Below are 14532 nucleotides of genomic sequence, written 5' to 3' on the forward strand. Positions count from 1 at the left end.
TTCACGCCACTGGAGGGATGGCTGAGTGGTCGAAAGCACCGGTCTTGAAAACCGGCAACCGTTAATAGCGGTTCTAGGGTTCAAATCCCTATCCCTCCACCACTTTAAAGAAAGCCGCTGAGAAATCAGCGGCTTTTTTGCATCTGAAGCTTTTTAAAATATAAAGCTCATCTAACAAAACTCTCTACAGTCCCAGTTTCAAACCCATTCACTTTATACCTAGTTTTAAATTCCGATCTCACCGTTCTAAACTAAAAGTTCATGCGCCTAAGCCACTCCCCTCATAACTTTACCTGCAAGCCAATTAGATACTTTCTTTTTTAATAGCACAGAAACACTTCACGTATAACAAAAGTTGGGAATACTTGGCTTATTGAATATTAGATTTTGTCGGCTTCTTAATAAACCGAACAATAAATAATCATTCAGAACAAAAACACCAAAAAGCGTTCATAAAAAAAGCAGTCAGTTAATAAGGGTATTTACAAGCGAAAGCCACCCTTATATCATACGCGCCATTGGAGGGATGGCTGAGTGGTCGAAAGCACCGGTCTTGAAAACCGGCAACCGTTAATAGCGGTTCTAGGGTTCAAATCCCTATCCCTCCACCACTTTAAAGAAAGCCGCTGAGAAATCAGCGGCTTTTTTGTATCTGGCGTTTGCGTAAAGAACTTACGTATTTTCCACTACGCCACCTTTCGGCTCACTTCAAAACGCCCAATCAATTGGTCTAAACGGCTCAATGCATTGCCCATCAAGGACACTCGACGTGCGAGTTGCTTAGTAGACAGTTGTAAGTCAGATATTGAACGTTGGGCTTTATCTGCCGTTTGTCCATTTTTCTGACTGTTTTCATCTAAGTTAGACATCGTGGTAAAGAGGTCACTCACCGCTGATTGAATTTGCTCACTGCGAGCATTTGAGTCGACTGTTAAGTTTCCTTTACTCACATTCTCGACACCTCGCTCCATGGACTCAACAGCACTGCGAGACTTACTATGCAGCTCTTTCATTAGGTCACTAATATGGTTAGCAGCTTGTGAAGTTCGGTCAGCCAGAGTTCTTACTTCAGAAGCGACGACAGAGAACCCTCTCCCGTGTTCACCTGCTCTTGCCGACTCAATGGCCGCATTCAAGGCCAAAAGGTTAGTCTGCGCGGTAATGTCAGTAATGATATCTATAATGTCAGACACCTTAGTCATTTCATTATTCACCTCATTCACGCTATGCGCCGAGCTTTCTACGATATTGCGAACAATCTCCATGCCTTCGACGGACTGATTGTACTCCTTCTCTGCGCTCAGGACGGCTTGTTTCATCACCGTGTCCATTTGCGTTGCTGAGACACTCGCATGAGTAATTTCGCTCTGTTGATACTGACTCAACTGAAGCATATTGCTTAACGCTTGTGATGCATCATCACTGGTTTGCTTCATCACGACACTGCGACGAAACATCGATTCCGAAACCTCTCTAACTTCGTGACTCGCATGGATCAACTCACTCACCGTGTTATCTAAATTGTCGATAAAACTGTTAGTCCAGCGCCCTAAGTTGCCAAGTTCATTATGACTGAATGTGGTGGGATCAAGTCTCCGACTTAAGTTGCCATCACCTTCAGCTAAGGTCTGCATTACCCCGGTCATTTCATGAATCTTCTTCGCTAGTGGTTTGGCGCTAACTAAACGGAATAAGCCCAATGAAAGCAACGCGCAAGCGAACATAATGCCACTCTGCATAAAAGGTGTGAGTGTATAAAGGTTGGCAAACAGTAATGGAACAAATAGAGGCAGTAGCATGCAGCTGATAAAGTGCTTAGATAAGGTATAACTTAGACTTCGGTCTCTGTAGACCTCTTCTAAATCGGACTCACACATCATGCCAAAGGTATCTGGTGAACCATCCAATTGAAAAGTGATACCTTTGCCAATAACGGGTATGTGGCGATAGTCGGAATACCCGGGATAACCTATAAACAGGTTACCGCCATTTTTAATGGTTTCTCTTACGCCTGGATGAAGCTGGTTAGTGGCTGGGTCCGTAAAGCGAATTTCAAATTCGGTGTGCTGCTGGATCTTAACCGTTCCCCAATCAGTATGAATCCCTTGCTTTAAGTTCTCGCCGTGTGAAAAGGTATTATCTTCAAAGCGAGAACGAGAGAGCGCAACACCCGGCTGAGTATGAGGATCATGAATGGAATCGACCATAAAGATATAATTATCACCCGACTCGCTATAAATATGCCCCGCTTCTCTTTGAATAATGTCACCAATAACATCATTTGGAACACGACCACATAGGAATTGTTGTGGCCCTTCATCCCGAGAAAAGGGGACATAAAACATCAGCGTCACTTGGTCATGAAACGATGAACTCGAGGCCCCTACGTTCAACGTGCGTTGATCCATATACGGCCCATGAAGATAACGCTTTGAAGCCCCTTCAACTAAAGCCTTCTTGTCTCCAAGATTAACCCCGACATGCTCATGATAACTCGATGCTTGTGCGATCCCCTTAGCATCGACGATCGCCAACTCAGAAAAATCCGTACTGCGTTTAAGAAGGCTAGCTAACGTCCCCTGAGCTTGTTCTTCCGTTCGACTTGCTAAATAAACCGCAGAGTCTTCTAAAAAATCCCATTGATTCTTGACCCAGTTATGCAGAAGTTGAACTCGCGTGTGAGCAATACTTTCAAAAGCTTGTTCAAGCTCTTCCGTCCTACTTCGATTGAGGAAACAAGCTCTGCGCATAGCCAGTTTTCCTGTTGCTCCAAACCAATTAAGCCAACTACGTTCCTTGTCCGTCAGGTTCATTTTTATCCCTTGTGTTTTTATAGACACATGGGTAAAGCAATTTACAGACCACAATTAATCACACAAATACGTAACTAATTAATAAAAAAGCACTTTATATGAATCACAATGGTGCAACCGTGTCTTTTATGGTGCAAGATACGCTTATTTCACACCATCATTTCAATGAGCTATCAGGCGCTAATTTGAGAGGTTAACCGTAAACATGATAAGCCGCTTTTAACAGCTGCATGTGAATCGGCGCCAAATCTTGATGTTGAGTTCGATATCCGCCACCGACTACGCATGCCATCGGAATAGACTCTGATTTCGCTAATTCAATCATGAAACAGTCGCGCTCAAATATCCCTTGTGTCGAAACATTCAAGTAACCCAATTCATCGTCTTGATGGATATCGATCCCCGCATCATAAATAATCAGATCAGGTTGATGGTGAGCAATCGCTAACTTAGTGACTTGTTCAAAACAACGTAAGAACTCTTCATCTTCTGTTTCACGACTTAACGGCACATCTAAATCAGACAACGGTTTTCGTGCAGGGAAGTTTTTGTCGCAGTGGAACGACAAAGTAATGATGTCGTCATTCTCTTGGCAAAGAGTTGCTGTGCCATCGCCATGATGAACATCGCTGTCGACGATAAGCACTTTATCGATATGTTCAAAGGTCAGCGCATGTTTTGCCGCTAACACCAGATCGTTCAACAAACAAAAGCCACTACCAAAATCATGATGCGCGTGATGATAACCACCACTCAAATGAATCGCTAAACCACTCTCTATTGCCATTTCAGCGGCCAAGCAGGTTCCACCACTTGAGTAGAGTGTTCTTTCGATAAGTTGCTCACTCCAAGGGAAACCGATGCGTCTCATCTTTGCTGCAGGCAAATTACCAGATACAAGCAAATCGACATATTCACTATCGTGTACCTGCTTTACTTGTTCTATCGAAACAGGCATTGGCTGGAACATTTCGAATGCATTACCCCATTGTGGATCGCTATCCATTAGCGCCTCAACAGCACTATGCAACAACTGATATTTGTTGATTGGATAACGATGACCTTCTGGTAAAGGTAACTGCGAATAGATTGGGTGGTAAATTAAAGGAATCATAATCAGGTTAATTGCGTATCTTTCTCAAAATCATAACAGTCTCAGCCTAGGCGACAACCTTAATTAATGATAATAGTTATCATTAACTTAATTTTCAAAAAGAGACAGCAATGAAAAACGTAATACTCATCTTTGGGGTGATCTGCGGCTCAGCGGCAGCAGTAATGATTTTTGTAGGAATGCTAATGGCCAGTTGGTGGAGCGTTGATTTTCTCGTGTTAAGCCATCAAACTTAACTAATTGAACTGAAAAGGAATCACCATGAGCGTTATTTTTATTACTGGAGCGAACCGCGGCATTGGCTTAAGCCTGACTCGACAATACTTGGAAAGTAATCACAAGGTTTACGCGACTTATCGTGATGACAATTCAGCAAGAGAACTGCTCTCACTCGCAGACCACAACACCAACCTTACCTGTATTCAATTAGAGATAACCGATTACCAAGCAGTAAGCCAACTCCCTTCGCAAATAGAGTCGATTGATATCTTGATCAACAACGCTGGCTACTATGGCCCTAAAGGCTACGGGCTGGGTAATACCGATGTTGAAGAGTGGCGTCGTGTATTCGAAGTCAACACCATCGCTCCACTAAAGCTTGTCGAAACACTATTGCCTTTACTCAAAGACAGCGATATCAAAAAGGTCGCTTGTTTATCCTCTAGAGTCGGCAGTATGTCAGAGAACACCTCAGGCGGCGGTTACATCTATCGCTCCTCTAAAGCCGCTCTAAACTCCGTGGTGAAAAGCCTAAGCAACGACTTAACCGATGATGGCTTTACGGTGTTAGCACTGCATCCAGGTTGGGTGCAGACTGAAATGGGTGGCCCTAATGCTCTGATCGACACCGACACTTCAGCTTCCGGCCTGATTGAAGTCATCGAGTCAGCGAATACCGAAGTGAGTGGTCACTTCTTCAATTTCGATGGCAGCGAAATTGACTGGTAATCCACAGATGAATGCAGGGCATCTCTCAAACCTAGTTAAGCACTCAACGCTGTTTTGTCTAACAGTGATGCTAGCTGGCTGTTTCAGTGATGGCCCCGGCGACTTGTTCGACGACTATCAAACAAAGATAGCCAGAGTACAAGATGCTGACGAGATAATAGAGGAATGGGAATTTGAAAGCCTACCGAGAAAACGAGAACTGCTGCTTGACGTGCCCTCACTCTCTATCGGCCTCATCGACAGCTACCAGCTTCGTCAGTGTGGATTGTTCAATCTGATTGCAGAAAGAAATTCGGTTCTGGGCAAGGTCGCGGATGAGTTTCGTAATTACGATTATCAAGTCGCGCTACTTGAAGGCGTGGGCAAGTGTTTATCCAGTAATGAATTAGACCCAGAGATCGTAGAATTACTAAGAGAAATTGAGCAACAGAAACTCGCACAGTTTCCACTGCATCAATGGAATCTCATCTATGCCAGCGATGCTATGCAGTCACAAATGCGGGGTAGTCAGTGGTTACGCGCTGATATAGGCGATCAGGTACGACAAACCAGTGATGCGTTAGAACACGTCAATCAAGCGTTAAACACATCGCTCGTTTCCGGCAAAACCACTGAGGTTCAAGAAGTATTAGAGAAGAGTTCGACCCTTGGGGATTTATACTACTCGCTCGCTCGGGCGTCAGTTGAGCTTGATACCATCACCAAACAGCTGACAACTTTTGATGACAAGATCATCTGTGGTAAACAACGAGACACCACTAAGTTCCGCTATCTCAACAATGTGTTCGAGCAACAATACATAGGTAAGGTTCAGCCTTACATGGCGCAACTGGATGGCTACTATCAGCACATAGCCCCGCAACTAGGAATGTTTGACGCGCAACCTGAACTGCACAGTTATTACTTTCCCATCCAAGATGCACATCAAGCCTTTCGATCATCCACTCGTCGCCATGTTGACTATTGGCAGCAACTGTTTAAACGTTGTGGCCGTAAAGTCGGTCGCTAATCCTAACCTCAATAAGTCTTAGCTTTTAGTGCTCTTTTTAGCGGAAGTACCTTTCTTAGCATACGTACCTGTCTTGGCGTAAGACTTCTTCGCCCCACCGCCTTTACGGCGTTTGAAGGCAGGTCTCTCGACTTTAGGAAGGTGGCGGAGTGATTCAGGAACTTCTCCCGTTTTTACTTTACCCATTAAACCATCAATCTTGCTTTCTAACGCTTGCATGAAAGGCTGATACGCTTGATTTCGTTCTGCCATGCCTTGCAGCTGGTGCTCCCAATGTGCCGTCATGTCTGGGAAGGTAGAATCCTCAGGTAAGGCATGAATCAAGCCTCTGCCCGCAGGGCTACTGTGAATACTCTTACCTTGGCGCGTTAGCAGCTGCCTTTTGAATAGAGTATCTAGAATACCCGCACGGGTTGCTTCTGTGCCAAGGCCATCGGTTTCTTTCAAAATGGCTTTGAGATCTTTGTTCGCAACAAAACGCGCGATACCTGTCATCGCTTGAAGCAATGTCGCTTCCGTGAAGTGTTTTGGTGGCTCAGTTTTCTTATCACCAATCACGCCTTCACGGCACGTCAACACCGTACCTTTATCCAATGGAGGAACCGTATCCGTGCCATCCCCTTTTTCTTCGGTATCCGTTTTACCCATCAACACCTTCCAACCCGGGTTGATAAGCTGACGCCCTTTTGCGATGAACACGCCACCAGCGATATCAAAGACCAGCTTAGCATCAGCAAAAACCGCAGGTGGGTAAAACTGCATTAGATACTGACGAGCGATTTGCTGATAGATTTTCATCTCGTTGGCAGACAGGCCGTTCACCGATGACTTCTTCGGAGTAGGAATAATCGCGTGGTGAGCATCGACCTTACTGTCGTTCCATGCTTTTGATTTAAGAGAAAGGTCCGCACCTTGATCGCCACTTTGCAGCTCTTTCGCATTGTTAGCGATAGCATCAACGATCGATTCTCGCTGCGAGTAGTGCTCTTTAGGTAGATAGCGGCTATCAGAACGTGGGTAAGTGATGAGTTTGTGTTTCTCGTACAATGACTGACACGTATCTAACACCTGTTGAGCACTCATACCAAAACGCTTAGACGCATCAATCTGCAAGGCTGACAGCGAGTAAGGCAGTGGCGCAGCTTGTTTACTTTGCTTTTGCTCTGATTCCGTCACCGTCGCGGGTTGATTCGCAATTCGGTTAGCCACATTCTCAACCAGCTTTCGATTGAGCACGCGCCCTTCTTCATCTTGCCATGGTTTACATGCTTCGCTTGGCTTCCAACGCGCACGAATATCAAAGCTCTGGCCGTGATTTTGATAAGGGATCAAAGCGTGCAAAGTGAAGTAATCTTTCGGAATAAAGTTTTCGATCTCTTCATCGCGCCTTACCACCAAACCAAGTACAGGCGTTTGTACTCGCCCGACCGACAACACACCTTGGTAGCCAGCCTTTTGACCGAGTAAGGTATAAGCACGAGTCATGTTCATGCCATACAGCCAATCGGCTCTAGAGCGCGCTAATGCGGAAATAGAAAGCGGAATAAAGTCACGGTTGCTGCGCATTTGAGAAAGTGCACGTTTTACGGCAGGTAAGTTCAAGTCGCTGATCAGTAGCCTGTCCATCGACTCTTTCTTAGCCTTAGAGACTTTGCAGTAATCAATCACTTCATCAACCAGCAACTGCCCTTCTCTATCCGGGTCTCCGGCGTGAACAATTTGAGTGGCGTCCTTCAATAGCTTTCGGATCACCGTGAGCTGTTTGCTTGAAGTCTTACGCGGTCTTAGCTGCCATTGCTCCGGCACGATAGGAAGATCGGCTAAATTCCACTTCTTATAACGGTCGTCATAAGCATCCGGCTCAACCTGCTCCAATAAGTGTCCAATACACCAAGTCACCACATCCCCATTGCCACATTTGATAAACCCTTGGTCTTTCTTTTGTGGATTAGGTAGTGCAGCGGCGATCGCACGGCCGAGGCTTGGTTTTTCAGCAATAATAAGGCGAGACATGTTTTTCCAGATGCTACAAACAATTAGAGCCACATTATCTAATGTGACCCTAATAAATCAAGAAAAACTGGTTGTTTATACAGTTAGCATTCCACTATTCAAGCTTCAGCTTTCTTTATAAAAACTCAACGAACTTAGAGAAGTCGCGCTCTGGCACTTTCATTGGTGTACAGCCTGGAGTGCCTAGGTATAGGAAGCCAACAATTTCATCGTCGCCTTCTAGGCCAAATGCTTGGTGTACTTCTGGGTGGAACATCCATTTACCTGAGCGCCAAAAGCCTTGGAAACCTTGTGCGACTGCGGCCATTTGCATCGCCTGTGCAGCACAACCCGCAGACAGATGTTGTTCGATAGCAGGCACTTTCTCGTGCTCAGTTACTTTGGCAATCACAGTAATCACCATCGGAGCTCGGAACGGCGCTTTTTTTACTTTCTCGATAACCGCTTCTTCGCTGTCATCCGCTTCAGCGGCGCGCACCAAGATGTCTGAAAGCTTTTGTAGGCCTGAACCTTGCGCGATAACAAAGCGCCATGGTGTTAGTGCACCGTGGTCTGGAGCACGCAGCCCTGCTTTGATGATGTTTTCTAACGCCACACCTTCAGGTGCCGGATCAGAGAGTTTTGCGATTGAGCGTCTGTTGAGCAATAGATCCAAAGCATCCATTTGAAGTCCTTACTATTTCTTTATTATTTGTATACTTGAACTTTAGCACAGAATACAAACGATAATAAATCTCAACGGCTGTCCATTTAGGCTAGATTAGAAACAATAAAGGCTCCTAAATCTATGACTTAGGAGCCTTGTTCAAAATCTAACTCAGCAAATTAAGTAACAATATCTACTGATAAGATTACAGTTTGATAGCTGATTCTATAACTTAATCGCTAGCTCAACACCTTGACGAATTGCGCGTACTGCATCCAATTCACCCGCGTAATCGGCGCCGCCTATCACATGCAGTTTGCCACCAAACTCTTGCCACATGTCTTCGAATGGACGAACTGACACCTGACCTGCACATACGATAACCGAGTCAGCATCCAGCACCTGCTCTTTCTTACCAACGCTGATATGCAGACCTTGGTCATCAATCTTGTTGTAGCTCACGCCACCCAGTAGATTAACACCGCGTTTTTCTAGTGTGCGTTTGTGAATCCAGCCTGTAGTTTTGCCCGGACCTTTACCAACACGACCCGCTTTACGCTGCATCACCCACACCGTTTTATCGCTGAATGAATCAGGGTAAGGGTAAAGTCCGCCTGGGTGTTCCATGTTCTTATCGATGCCCCACTCATGCAGCCAATCGTCTAGGCTGTGTGAAGTCGGTTCTGTCAGCATGGTTGCCACATCGACACCAATACCACCAGCACCAACAATCGCGACCTTTTCGCCTACTGGTGTCTTTTCGCGAATCAAGGTTTGGTAATCGACCACGTTTTCTTGGTCAATGCCCTCAATATCGAGCTTTCTTGGCTCTACGCCAGCCGCCATCACGACTTCATCGTACTTCAACAACATCTCAAACGTTGCCTCAGTATCCAGTTTCAGGTTCACGCCTGATGCGTCGATTTGGTTAGCAAAGTAGCGAATCGTTTCTCTGAATTCTTCTTTACCCGGAATCTGCATTGCCAATCTAAACTGACCGCCGATACGGTCATTTTTCTCAATCAAGTCAACCTTATGCCCACGCTGAGCTAAAGTCGTTGCACAGGCTAAACCGGCTGGGCCTGCGCCGACAACCGCAATGGTCTTAGTCGCTTGCGCTGGCTGAACAACAATTTCAGTCTCGTAACAAGCGCGTGGGTTCACCAAACAGCTCGCACGTTTACCTTTAAACACGTTATCAAGGCAAGCTTGGTTACAACCGATACAGGTATTGATGAACTGAGCTTGGTCTTGAGCTGCTTTATTAACAAAATCCGGGTCTGCCAAGAATGGACGCGCCATAGACACCATATCAGCCTGCCCAGAGCTAAGAATACGTTCGGCCTCTTCTGGCGTATTAATTCGGTTACATGTCACCACTGGGATCGACACGTATGGTTTCACTTTTTCCGTCACCCAAGAGAATGCACCACGTGGTACTTGTGTCGCGATAGTCGGAACACGCGCTTCATGCCAACCGATGCCGGTATTGATAATAGTCACGCCTGCTTCTTCCAGCTTTTGAGCCAATAGAACAACATCTTCAAAGGTGCTGCCTTGCTCAACCAAATCCAGCATCGACAGTCGGAAAATAATAATGAAGTCGTCACCCACTGCTTCGCGAATCGATTTAACAATCTCCAGCGGGAAACGCATGCGCTTCTCATAAGAACCGCCCCATTCGTCGTAACGCATATTGGTACGTTTACAGATGAATTGGTTAATCAAGTAACCTTCAGATCCCATAATCTCAATGCCGTCGTAACCCGCGACTTGGGCGAGTTCGGCACTGTTGGCAAAGGCACCAATGGTCTTTTTGATCTGACGAGGGCTCATCTCACTCGGTGCGAACTTAGCGATTGGCGCTTTAATACCCGAAGCACTTTGCGCGAATGGGTGCATGGCATAGCGGCCAGCATGCAGCAACTGAAGGGCAATCTTACCGCCATGCTTGTGCACGGCCTCGGTAACAACTTGGTGAGCTTTTGCATGCTTCACTTTACTGAATTCAGCACTAAATGGGGTTAATCTGCCACGTAAATTAGGAGAGAAACCACCGGTAACAATAAGGCCAACGCCTCCTTTTGCTCGCTCTTCATAAAACGCGGCGAGTTTGTGGAGACCTTCTTTATTTTCTTCTAAACCTGTATGCATTGATCCCATCAATACACGGTTACGTAACTGGGTAAATCCAAGATCGAGTGGTTCAAGTAAATGTGGGTACATGGCAGACATCACTTCTATTATTTTATCCTTGTGGTCTGACCACAGTATAGTTCAATTACCAAAAGTTCAAACAACCGTTTACATTTTTGTAACACCGATCATAATGCTGCACGTATTAATCGTTCAGAAGCCCTTAATTTGACTACACTTAATGAGAATATATATCGATTAACAATTCTTGGTGTAGTTTGAGCTTGGGAATTATCGTAGGATACTAAGCAGTTCATATTATTGAGATTAATGGTACTACGGCTTGTTAAAGCGACGTGATCTCACTGCGGAGACAGAATGAAAAAAATATTCAAATTTATAGGCATGATCTTTAAAGGGATTTGGAAGCTCATTACGTTTGTACGTCTTGCGCTGGTTAACCTAGTCTTTTTACTTAGTATCGCCATCATCTACTTTGTGTACTTCCACTCAGATACGGCTCAACCGACGGTTCCACAGGATTCGGCTTTAGTGCTTAACCTGTCTGGCCCTATTGTGGAACAAAGCCGCTATATCAATCCGATGGATTCGGTCACAGGTTCACTGCTTGGCAAAGACCTTCCAAAAGAGAACATCCTGTTTGATATCGTTGAAACGATTCGCTACGCAAAAGACGATGACAAGGTTACTGGTATCGTTTTAGCACTCAAAGAGCTGCCAGAAACCAACCTGACCAAGCTGCGCTACATTGCTAAAGCATTGAATGAGTTCAAAGCATCAGGCAAACCGATTTATGCGGTGGGTGACTTTTACAACCAAAGCCAATACTACCTAGCCAGCTACGCAACTAAGGTATTCCTATCACCAGATGGTGGGGTTCTTCTTAAAGGCTATAGCGCTTACTCGCTTTACTACAAAACGTTGTTAGAGAAACTAGACGTCAACACGCACGTGTTCCGTGTAGGCACTTATAAGTCAGCTATTGAGCCTTTCATTCGTGATGACATGTCAGACGCAGCGAAAGAGTCCGCTTCTCGTTGGTTAAGCCAACTATGGGGTGCGTACGTTGATGATGTCAGCAATAACCGTCAAATAGACGCTAAGACACTGAATCCAAGCATGGACACCTTCTTGAAAGAACTGGAGTCGGTGGACGGTGACATTGCAAAACTGGCTGAGAAACTTGGCTTAGTGGATGAGCTAGCGACACGCCAGCAAGTTCGACTAGAGCTTGCCGATGTTTTCGGCAGTGACGGCCAAGACAGCTACAACGCGTTTGGTTACTACGAATACCGTGCAACCATGCTTCCAGACATGACCAGTGAATCTCACGACGTTGCCGTGATTGTAGCGAGCGGCGCAATTATGGATGGCAAGCAACCGCGTGGCACCGTTGGCGGAGACACCACTGCAGCCCTACTGCGCCAAGCACGTAACGACGATAAAGTGAAAGCGGTTGTACTTCGTGTCGATAGCCCAGGTGGCAGTGCCTTTGCTTCTGAAGTTATCCGTAATGAAATAGAAGCGATCAAGCAAGCGGGTAAACCGGTTGTTGTGTCGATGTCGAGCCTTGCTGCTTCAGGTGGTTACTGGATCTCGATGGGTGCGGATAAGATCCTAGCTCAACCAACCACACTAACGGGTTCAATTGGTATCTTCAGTGTTATCACCACCTTCGAAAAAGGGTTGAACGATATTGGTGTTTACACTGATGGCGTTGGCACCTCACCTTTCTCTGGTCTTGGTATTACAACTGGACTTAGCGATGGCGCGAAAGACGCGTTCCAAATGGGCATTGAAAACGGATACCGCCGATTCATCAGCCTAGTTGGAGAAAATCGCGGTCTGGAAGTCGATGCTGTCGACAAGATTGCTCAAGGTCGAGTTTGGACAGGTCAAGATGCGATTCAGAAAGGCTTAGTCGATGAGATTGGTGATTTCGATGATGCGGTTGCAGCTGCGGCTTCACTTGCAGAGCTTGAAAGCTACAACATCTACTGGGTAGAAGAGCCACTTTCGGCCACTGAACAATTTATTCAAGAATTTATGAACCAAGTTCAGATATCGATAGGCCTTGATATTCAGTCGATGATACCAAGCAGTTTACAGCCTGTTACTCAGCAGTTAGCTCAAGATAGCCAGCTGTTAGGCAACTTTAACGACCCACAAGGCCGATACGCTTTCTGCTTAAATTGCCAAGTTCAATAAGTTGAGCCAATAACTCAATAACTAAGGGGTGCCTCTGTGTGAGGTGCCTCTTTTTATTGCATGATAATTCGCTATAATCGCCCCCCTGTTCCCTACATCACACTAAGTATTAATCGCCATGGAAAGAAAACACATCTATATCGCGTACACCGGCGGCACAATTGGCATGCAGAAGTCTATTGACCACGGCTATGTTCCTGTCGCAGGTTTCATGGATAAGCAGCTAGCTGGCATGCCTGAATTCCATCGCCCAGAGATGCCTGAGTACACCATTCACGAATACTCTCCATTAATGGACTCTTCAGATATGACGCCACTTGATTGGCAGACTATCGCTGATGACATTCGCGCGAACTACGATAAGTACGATGGTTTCGTTATCCTGCATGGCACAGACACTATGGCTTACACTGCCTCTGCACTGTCTTTCATGCTTGAAAACCTCGGCAAACCTGTGATTGTTACGGGCTCTCAGATCCCACTAGCAGAGCTTCGTTCAGACGGACAAGCAAACCTGCTGAATGCGCTACACATTGCCGCAAACTACCCTATCAACGAAGTGACACTGTTCTTCAACAACAAGTTGATGCGTGGTAACCGCAGCACAAAATCACACGCAGATGGCTTCAATGCGTTTACGTCTCCAAACCTGAATCCATTGCTAGAAGCGGGTATCAATATCCAACTTAGCAATAACGTAAAGGTAAACGAACAACCTAAAGGTGCTTTCAAGGTTCATAACATTACTCCGCAACCTATCGGCGTAATCACAATGTACCCAGGCATCTCACACGAAGTTATCCGTAACACGCTATTACAACCTGTTAACGCGATGATTCTGCTTACTTTCGGTGTGGGTAACGCACCACAAAACCCAGAACTGCTTCAGCACCTGAAAGATGCCTCAGAGCGCGGTGTTATTGTGGTGAACCTAACTCAATGTTTGGCTGGTAAAGTCAACATGGGTGGTTACGCGACAGGTTGTGCACTAGCAGAAGCGGGCGTGGTGAGTGGTTACGATATGACACCAGAAGCGGCACTGGCGAAGTTGCATTATCTATTAAGCCAAAACCTAGGCTACGAAGAAGTGAAGGCTCAGATGCAACAAGTATTGCGCGGTGAGATGAGCTTATAACCTGTTCAAGGATTCACGTTAAAGCCAGTTATTCTATGAAAGTAACGGCGGCTTAACGTGAACTAAATCGTTTTATTGCTTATAAATAAACGAGTTAAACTAAAAGGGGTGGCACATTGCCACCCCTTTGTTGTAATTTAAGCTTAATGATTCGGGTTAACCCTAACAATGTCTTCTTGATCTGACTTAAACTGTTTCTTTAGTTCAGACTTAGATTTAAAGCTAATCTCACCACCAGCTGCAATTGTCATATGTTGAGCTTCAGAGTTATGTTTAGATTGGTATAACATAACCGCTTGCATACACGAGTCGCGCTGTTCTTTTGAGAGCGCCGTACCTTCTGGCCATTTACCCGTTTCAACTGCGTAGGTTAAACGTTCGTAGACCTCGGGTGTCATTGCGCTAAGAAGTTGTTCTGCATCCATGGTAAAGCCTTAGTTTTAACAATTTTCACCAGAAAATAACCCGTAACAGAATTGAGTCAAGAAC

11 protein-coding genes and 2 tRNA genes are annotated in these 14532 nt (G+C 45.6%); 7 read left to right on the forward strand and 6 right to left on the reverse strand.

Features of this window, described 5'->3' with window-relative positions; translation table 11 throughout:
• Positions 1-11 precede the first annotated feature (11 nt).
• Both AB4161_RS17005 and AB4161_RS17010 read left to right on the forward strand, forming a co-directional pair.
• Positions 12-102 (forward strand) — tRNA-Ser (locus AB4161_RS17005).
• Positions 103-520: 418 nt separating this feature from the next.
• Positions 521-611, forward strand: a tRNA-Ser gene (locus AB4161_RS17010).
• Positions 612-686: 75 nt separating this feature from the next.
• On the opposite strand, the gene AB4161_RS17015 is transcribed toward AB4161_RS17010, so the two are convergent.
• Together AB4161_RS17015 and AB4161_RS17020 are read right to left on the reverse strand one after the other, a co-directional pair.
• Positions 687-2813 carry a methyl-accepting chemotaxis protein gene (locus AB4161_RS17015; RefSeq protein ID WP_136981681.1) on the reverse strand — a complete coding sequence of 709 codons (2127 nt, stop codon included), beginning with the start codon at positions 2811-2813 and terminating at the stop codon, positions 687-689.
• Positions 2814-3006: 193 nt separating this feature from the next.
• Positions 3007-3927 (reverse strand): histone deacetylase, encoded by a 921-nt coding sequence (locus tag AB4161_RS17020; RefSeq protein ID WP_372083692.1) that lies wholly within the window; start codon positions 3925-3927, stop codon positions 3007-3009.
• A gap of 110 nt (positions 3928-4037) precedes the next feature.
• On the opposite strand from AB4161_RS17020, the gene AB4161_RS17025 reads away from it, so the two are divergent.
• From AB4161_RS17025 to AB4161_RS17035, 3 genes are read left to right on the forward strand one after another with little or no spacing between them, the layout of a single operon-like run.
• On the forward strand, positions 4038-4163 hold the full coding sequence (locus AB4161_RS17025) for a hypothetical protein (protein ID WP_017063447.1): 126 nt from the start codon (positions 4038-4040) through the stop codon (positions 4161-4163).
• A 25-nt stretch (positions 4164-4188) separates the two neighbouring features.
• The gene (locus tag AB4161_RS17030) at positions 4189-4875 is read left to right on the forward strand and encodes an SDR family oxidoreductase (protein ID WP_372083693.1); all 687 of its coding nucleotides are present in this window, start codon (positions 4189-4191) and stop codon (positions 4873-4875) included.
• Positions 4853-5884, forward strand: a complete 1032-nt coding sequence (locus AB4161_RS17035; protein WP_372083694.1) for a DUF3080 domain-containing protein — start codon at positions 4853-4855, stop codon at positions 5882-5884. The genes AB4161_RS17030 and AB4161_RS17035 overlap by 23 nt, the downstream gene beginning before the upstream one ends.
• An 18-nt stretch (positions 5885-5902) precedes the next feature.
• Here AB4161_RS17035 and AB4161_RS17040 read toward each other — a convergent pair whose 3' ends face one another.
• The 3 genes from AB4161_RS17040 to AB4161_RS17050 form a co-directional block, all read right to left on the reverse strand.
• Entirely contained in the window at positions 5903-7897 is a 1995-nt protein-coding gene (locus tag AB4161_RS17040) for a DNA topoisomerase III (protein ID WP_372083695.1), read from the reverse strand.
• Between the two features lie 115 nt (positions 7898-8012).
• Positions 8013-8561: an NAD(P)H nitroreductase gene (locus AB4161_RS17045; protein ID WP_017059376.1), complete on the reverse strand. Its 549-nt coding sequence runs from the start codon at positions 8559-8561 to the stop codon at positions 8013-8015.
• 207 nt (positions 8562-8768) lie between these two features.
• Positions 8769-10778, reverse strand: coding sequence for an NADPH-dependent 2,4-dienoyl-CoA reductase (locus tag AB4161_RS17050; protein ID WP_017070327.1), 2010 nt, complete (start codon positions 10776-10778; stop codon positions 8769-8771).
• A gap of 279 nt (positions 10779-11057) precedes the next feature.
• Between AB4161_RS17050 and sppA the strand changes: the two genes are divergently transcribed.
• Together sppA and ansA are read left to right on the forward strand one after the other, a co-directional pair.
• Positions 11058-12908, forward strand: coding sequence for a signal peptide peptidase SppA (sppA, locus tag AB4161_RS17055; protein WP_136981680.1), 1851 nt, complete (start codon positions 11058-11060; stop codon positions 12906-12908).
• A 118-nt stretch (positions 12909-13026) separates the two neighbouring features.
• Positions 13027-14043, forward strand: coding sequence for an asparaginase (gene ansA / locus AB4161_RS17060; protein ID WP_017059379.1), 1017 nt, complete (start codon positions 13027-13029; stop codon positions 14041-14043).
• Positions 14044-14186: 143 nt separating this feature from the next.
• On the opposite strand, the gene AB4161_RS17065 is transcribed toward ansA, so the two are convergent.
• Entirely contained in the window at positions 14187-14468 is a 282-nt protein-coding gene (locus AB4161_RS17065) for a YeaC family protein (protein ID WP_010437067.1), read from the reverse strand.
• Positions 14469-14532: the final 64 nt, after the last annotated feature.

The organism is Vibrio sp. 10N.286.51.E5 (genome assembly GCF_041469125.1).
GTDB lineage: Bacteria > Pseudomonadota > Gammaproteobacteria > Enterobacterales > Vibrionaceae > Vibrio > Vibrio crassostreae_C.

Excerpts from the sequence above, each read along its gene's own strand:
- AB4161_RS17015 (WP_136981681.1), bottom strand. The coding sequence starts at position 2,813 with ATGAACCTGACGGACAAGGAACGTAGTTGGCTTAATTGGTTTGGAGCA.
- AB4161_RS17020 (WP_372083692.1), bottom strand. The coding sequence starts at position 3,927 with ATGATTCCTTTAATTTACCACCCAATCTATTCGCAGTTACCTTTACCA.
- AB4161_RS17025 (WP_017063447.1), top strand. The coding sequence starts at position 4,038 with ATGAAAAACGTAATACTCATCTTTGGGGTGATCTGCGGCTCAGCGGCA.
- AB4161_RS17030 (WP_372083693.1), top strand. The coding sequence starts at position 4,189 with ATGAGCGTTATTTTTATTACTGGAGCGAACCGCGGCATTGGCTTAAGC.
- AB4161_RS17035 (WP_372083694.1), top strand. The coding sequence starts at position 4,853 with ATGGCAGCGAAATTGACTGGTAATCCACAGATGAATGCAGGGCATCTC.
- AB4161_RS17040 (WP_372083695.1), bottom strand. The coding sequence starts at position 7,897 with ATGTCTCGCCTTATTATTGCTGAAAAACCAAGCCTCGGCCGTGCGATC.
- AB4161_RS17045 (WP_017059376.1), bottom strand. The coding sequence starts at position 8,561 with ATGGATGCTTTGGATCTATTGCTCAACAGACGCTCAATCGCAAAACTC.
- AB4161_RS17050 (WP_017070327.1), bottom strand. The coding sequence starts at position 10,778 with ATGTCTGCCATGTACCCACATTTACTTGAACCACTCGATCTTGGATTT.
- sppA (WP_136981680.1), top strand. The coding sequence starts at position 11,058 with ATGAAAAAAATATTCAAATTTATAGGCATGATCTTTAAAGGGATTTGG.
- ansA (WP_017059379.1), top strand. The coding sequence starts at position 13,027 with ATGGAAAGAAAACACATCTATATCGCGTACACCGGCGGCACAATTGGC.
- AB4161_RS17065 (WP_010437067.1), bottom strand. The coding sequence starts at position 14,468 with ATGGATGCAGAACAACTTCTTAGCGCAATGACACCCGAGGTCTACGAA.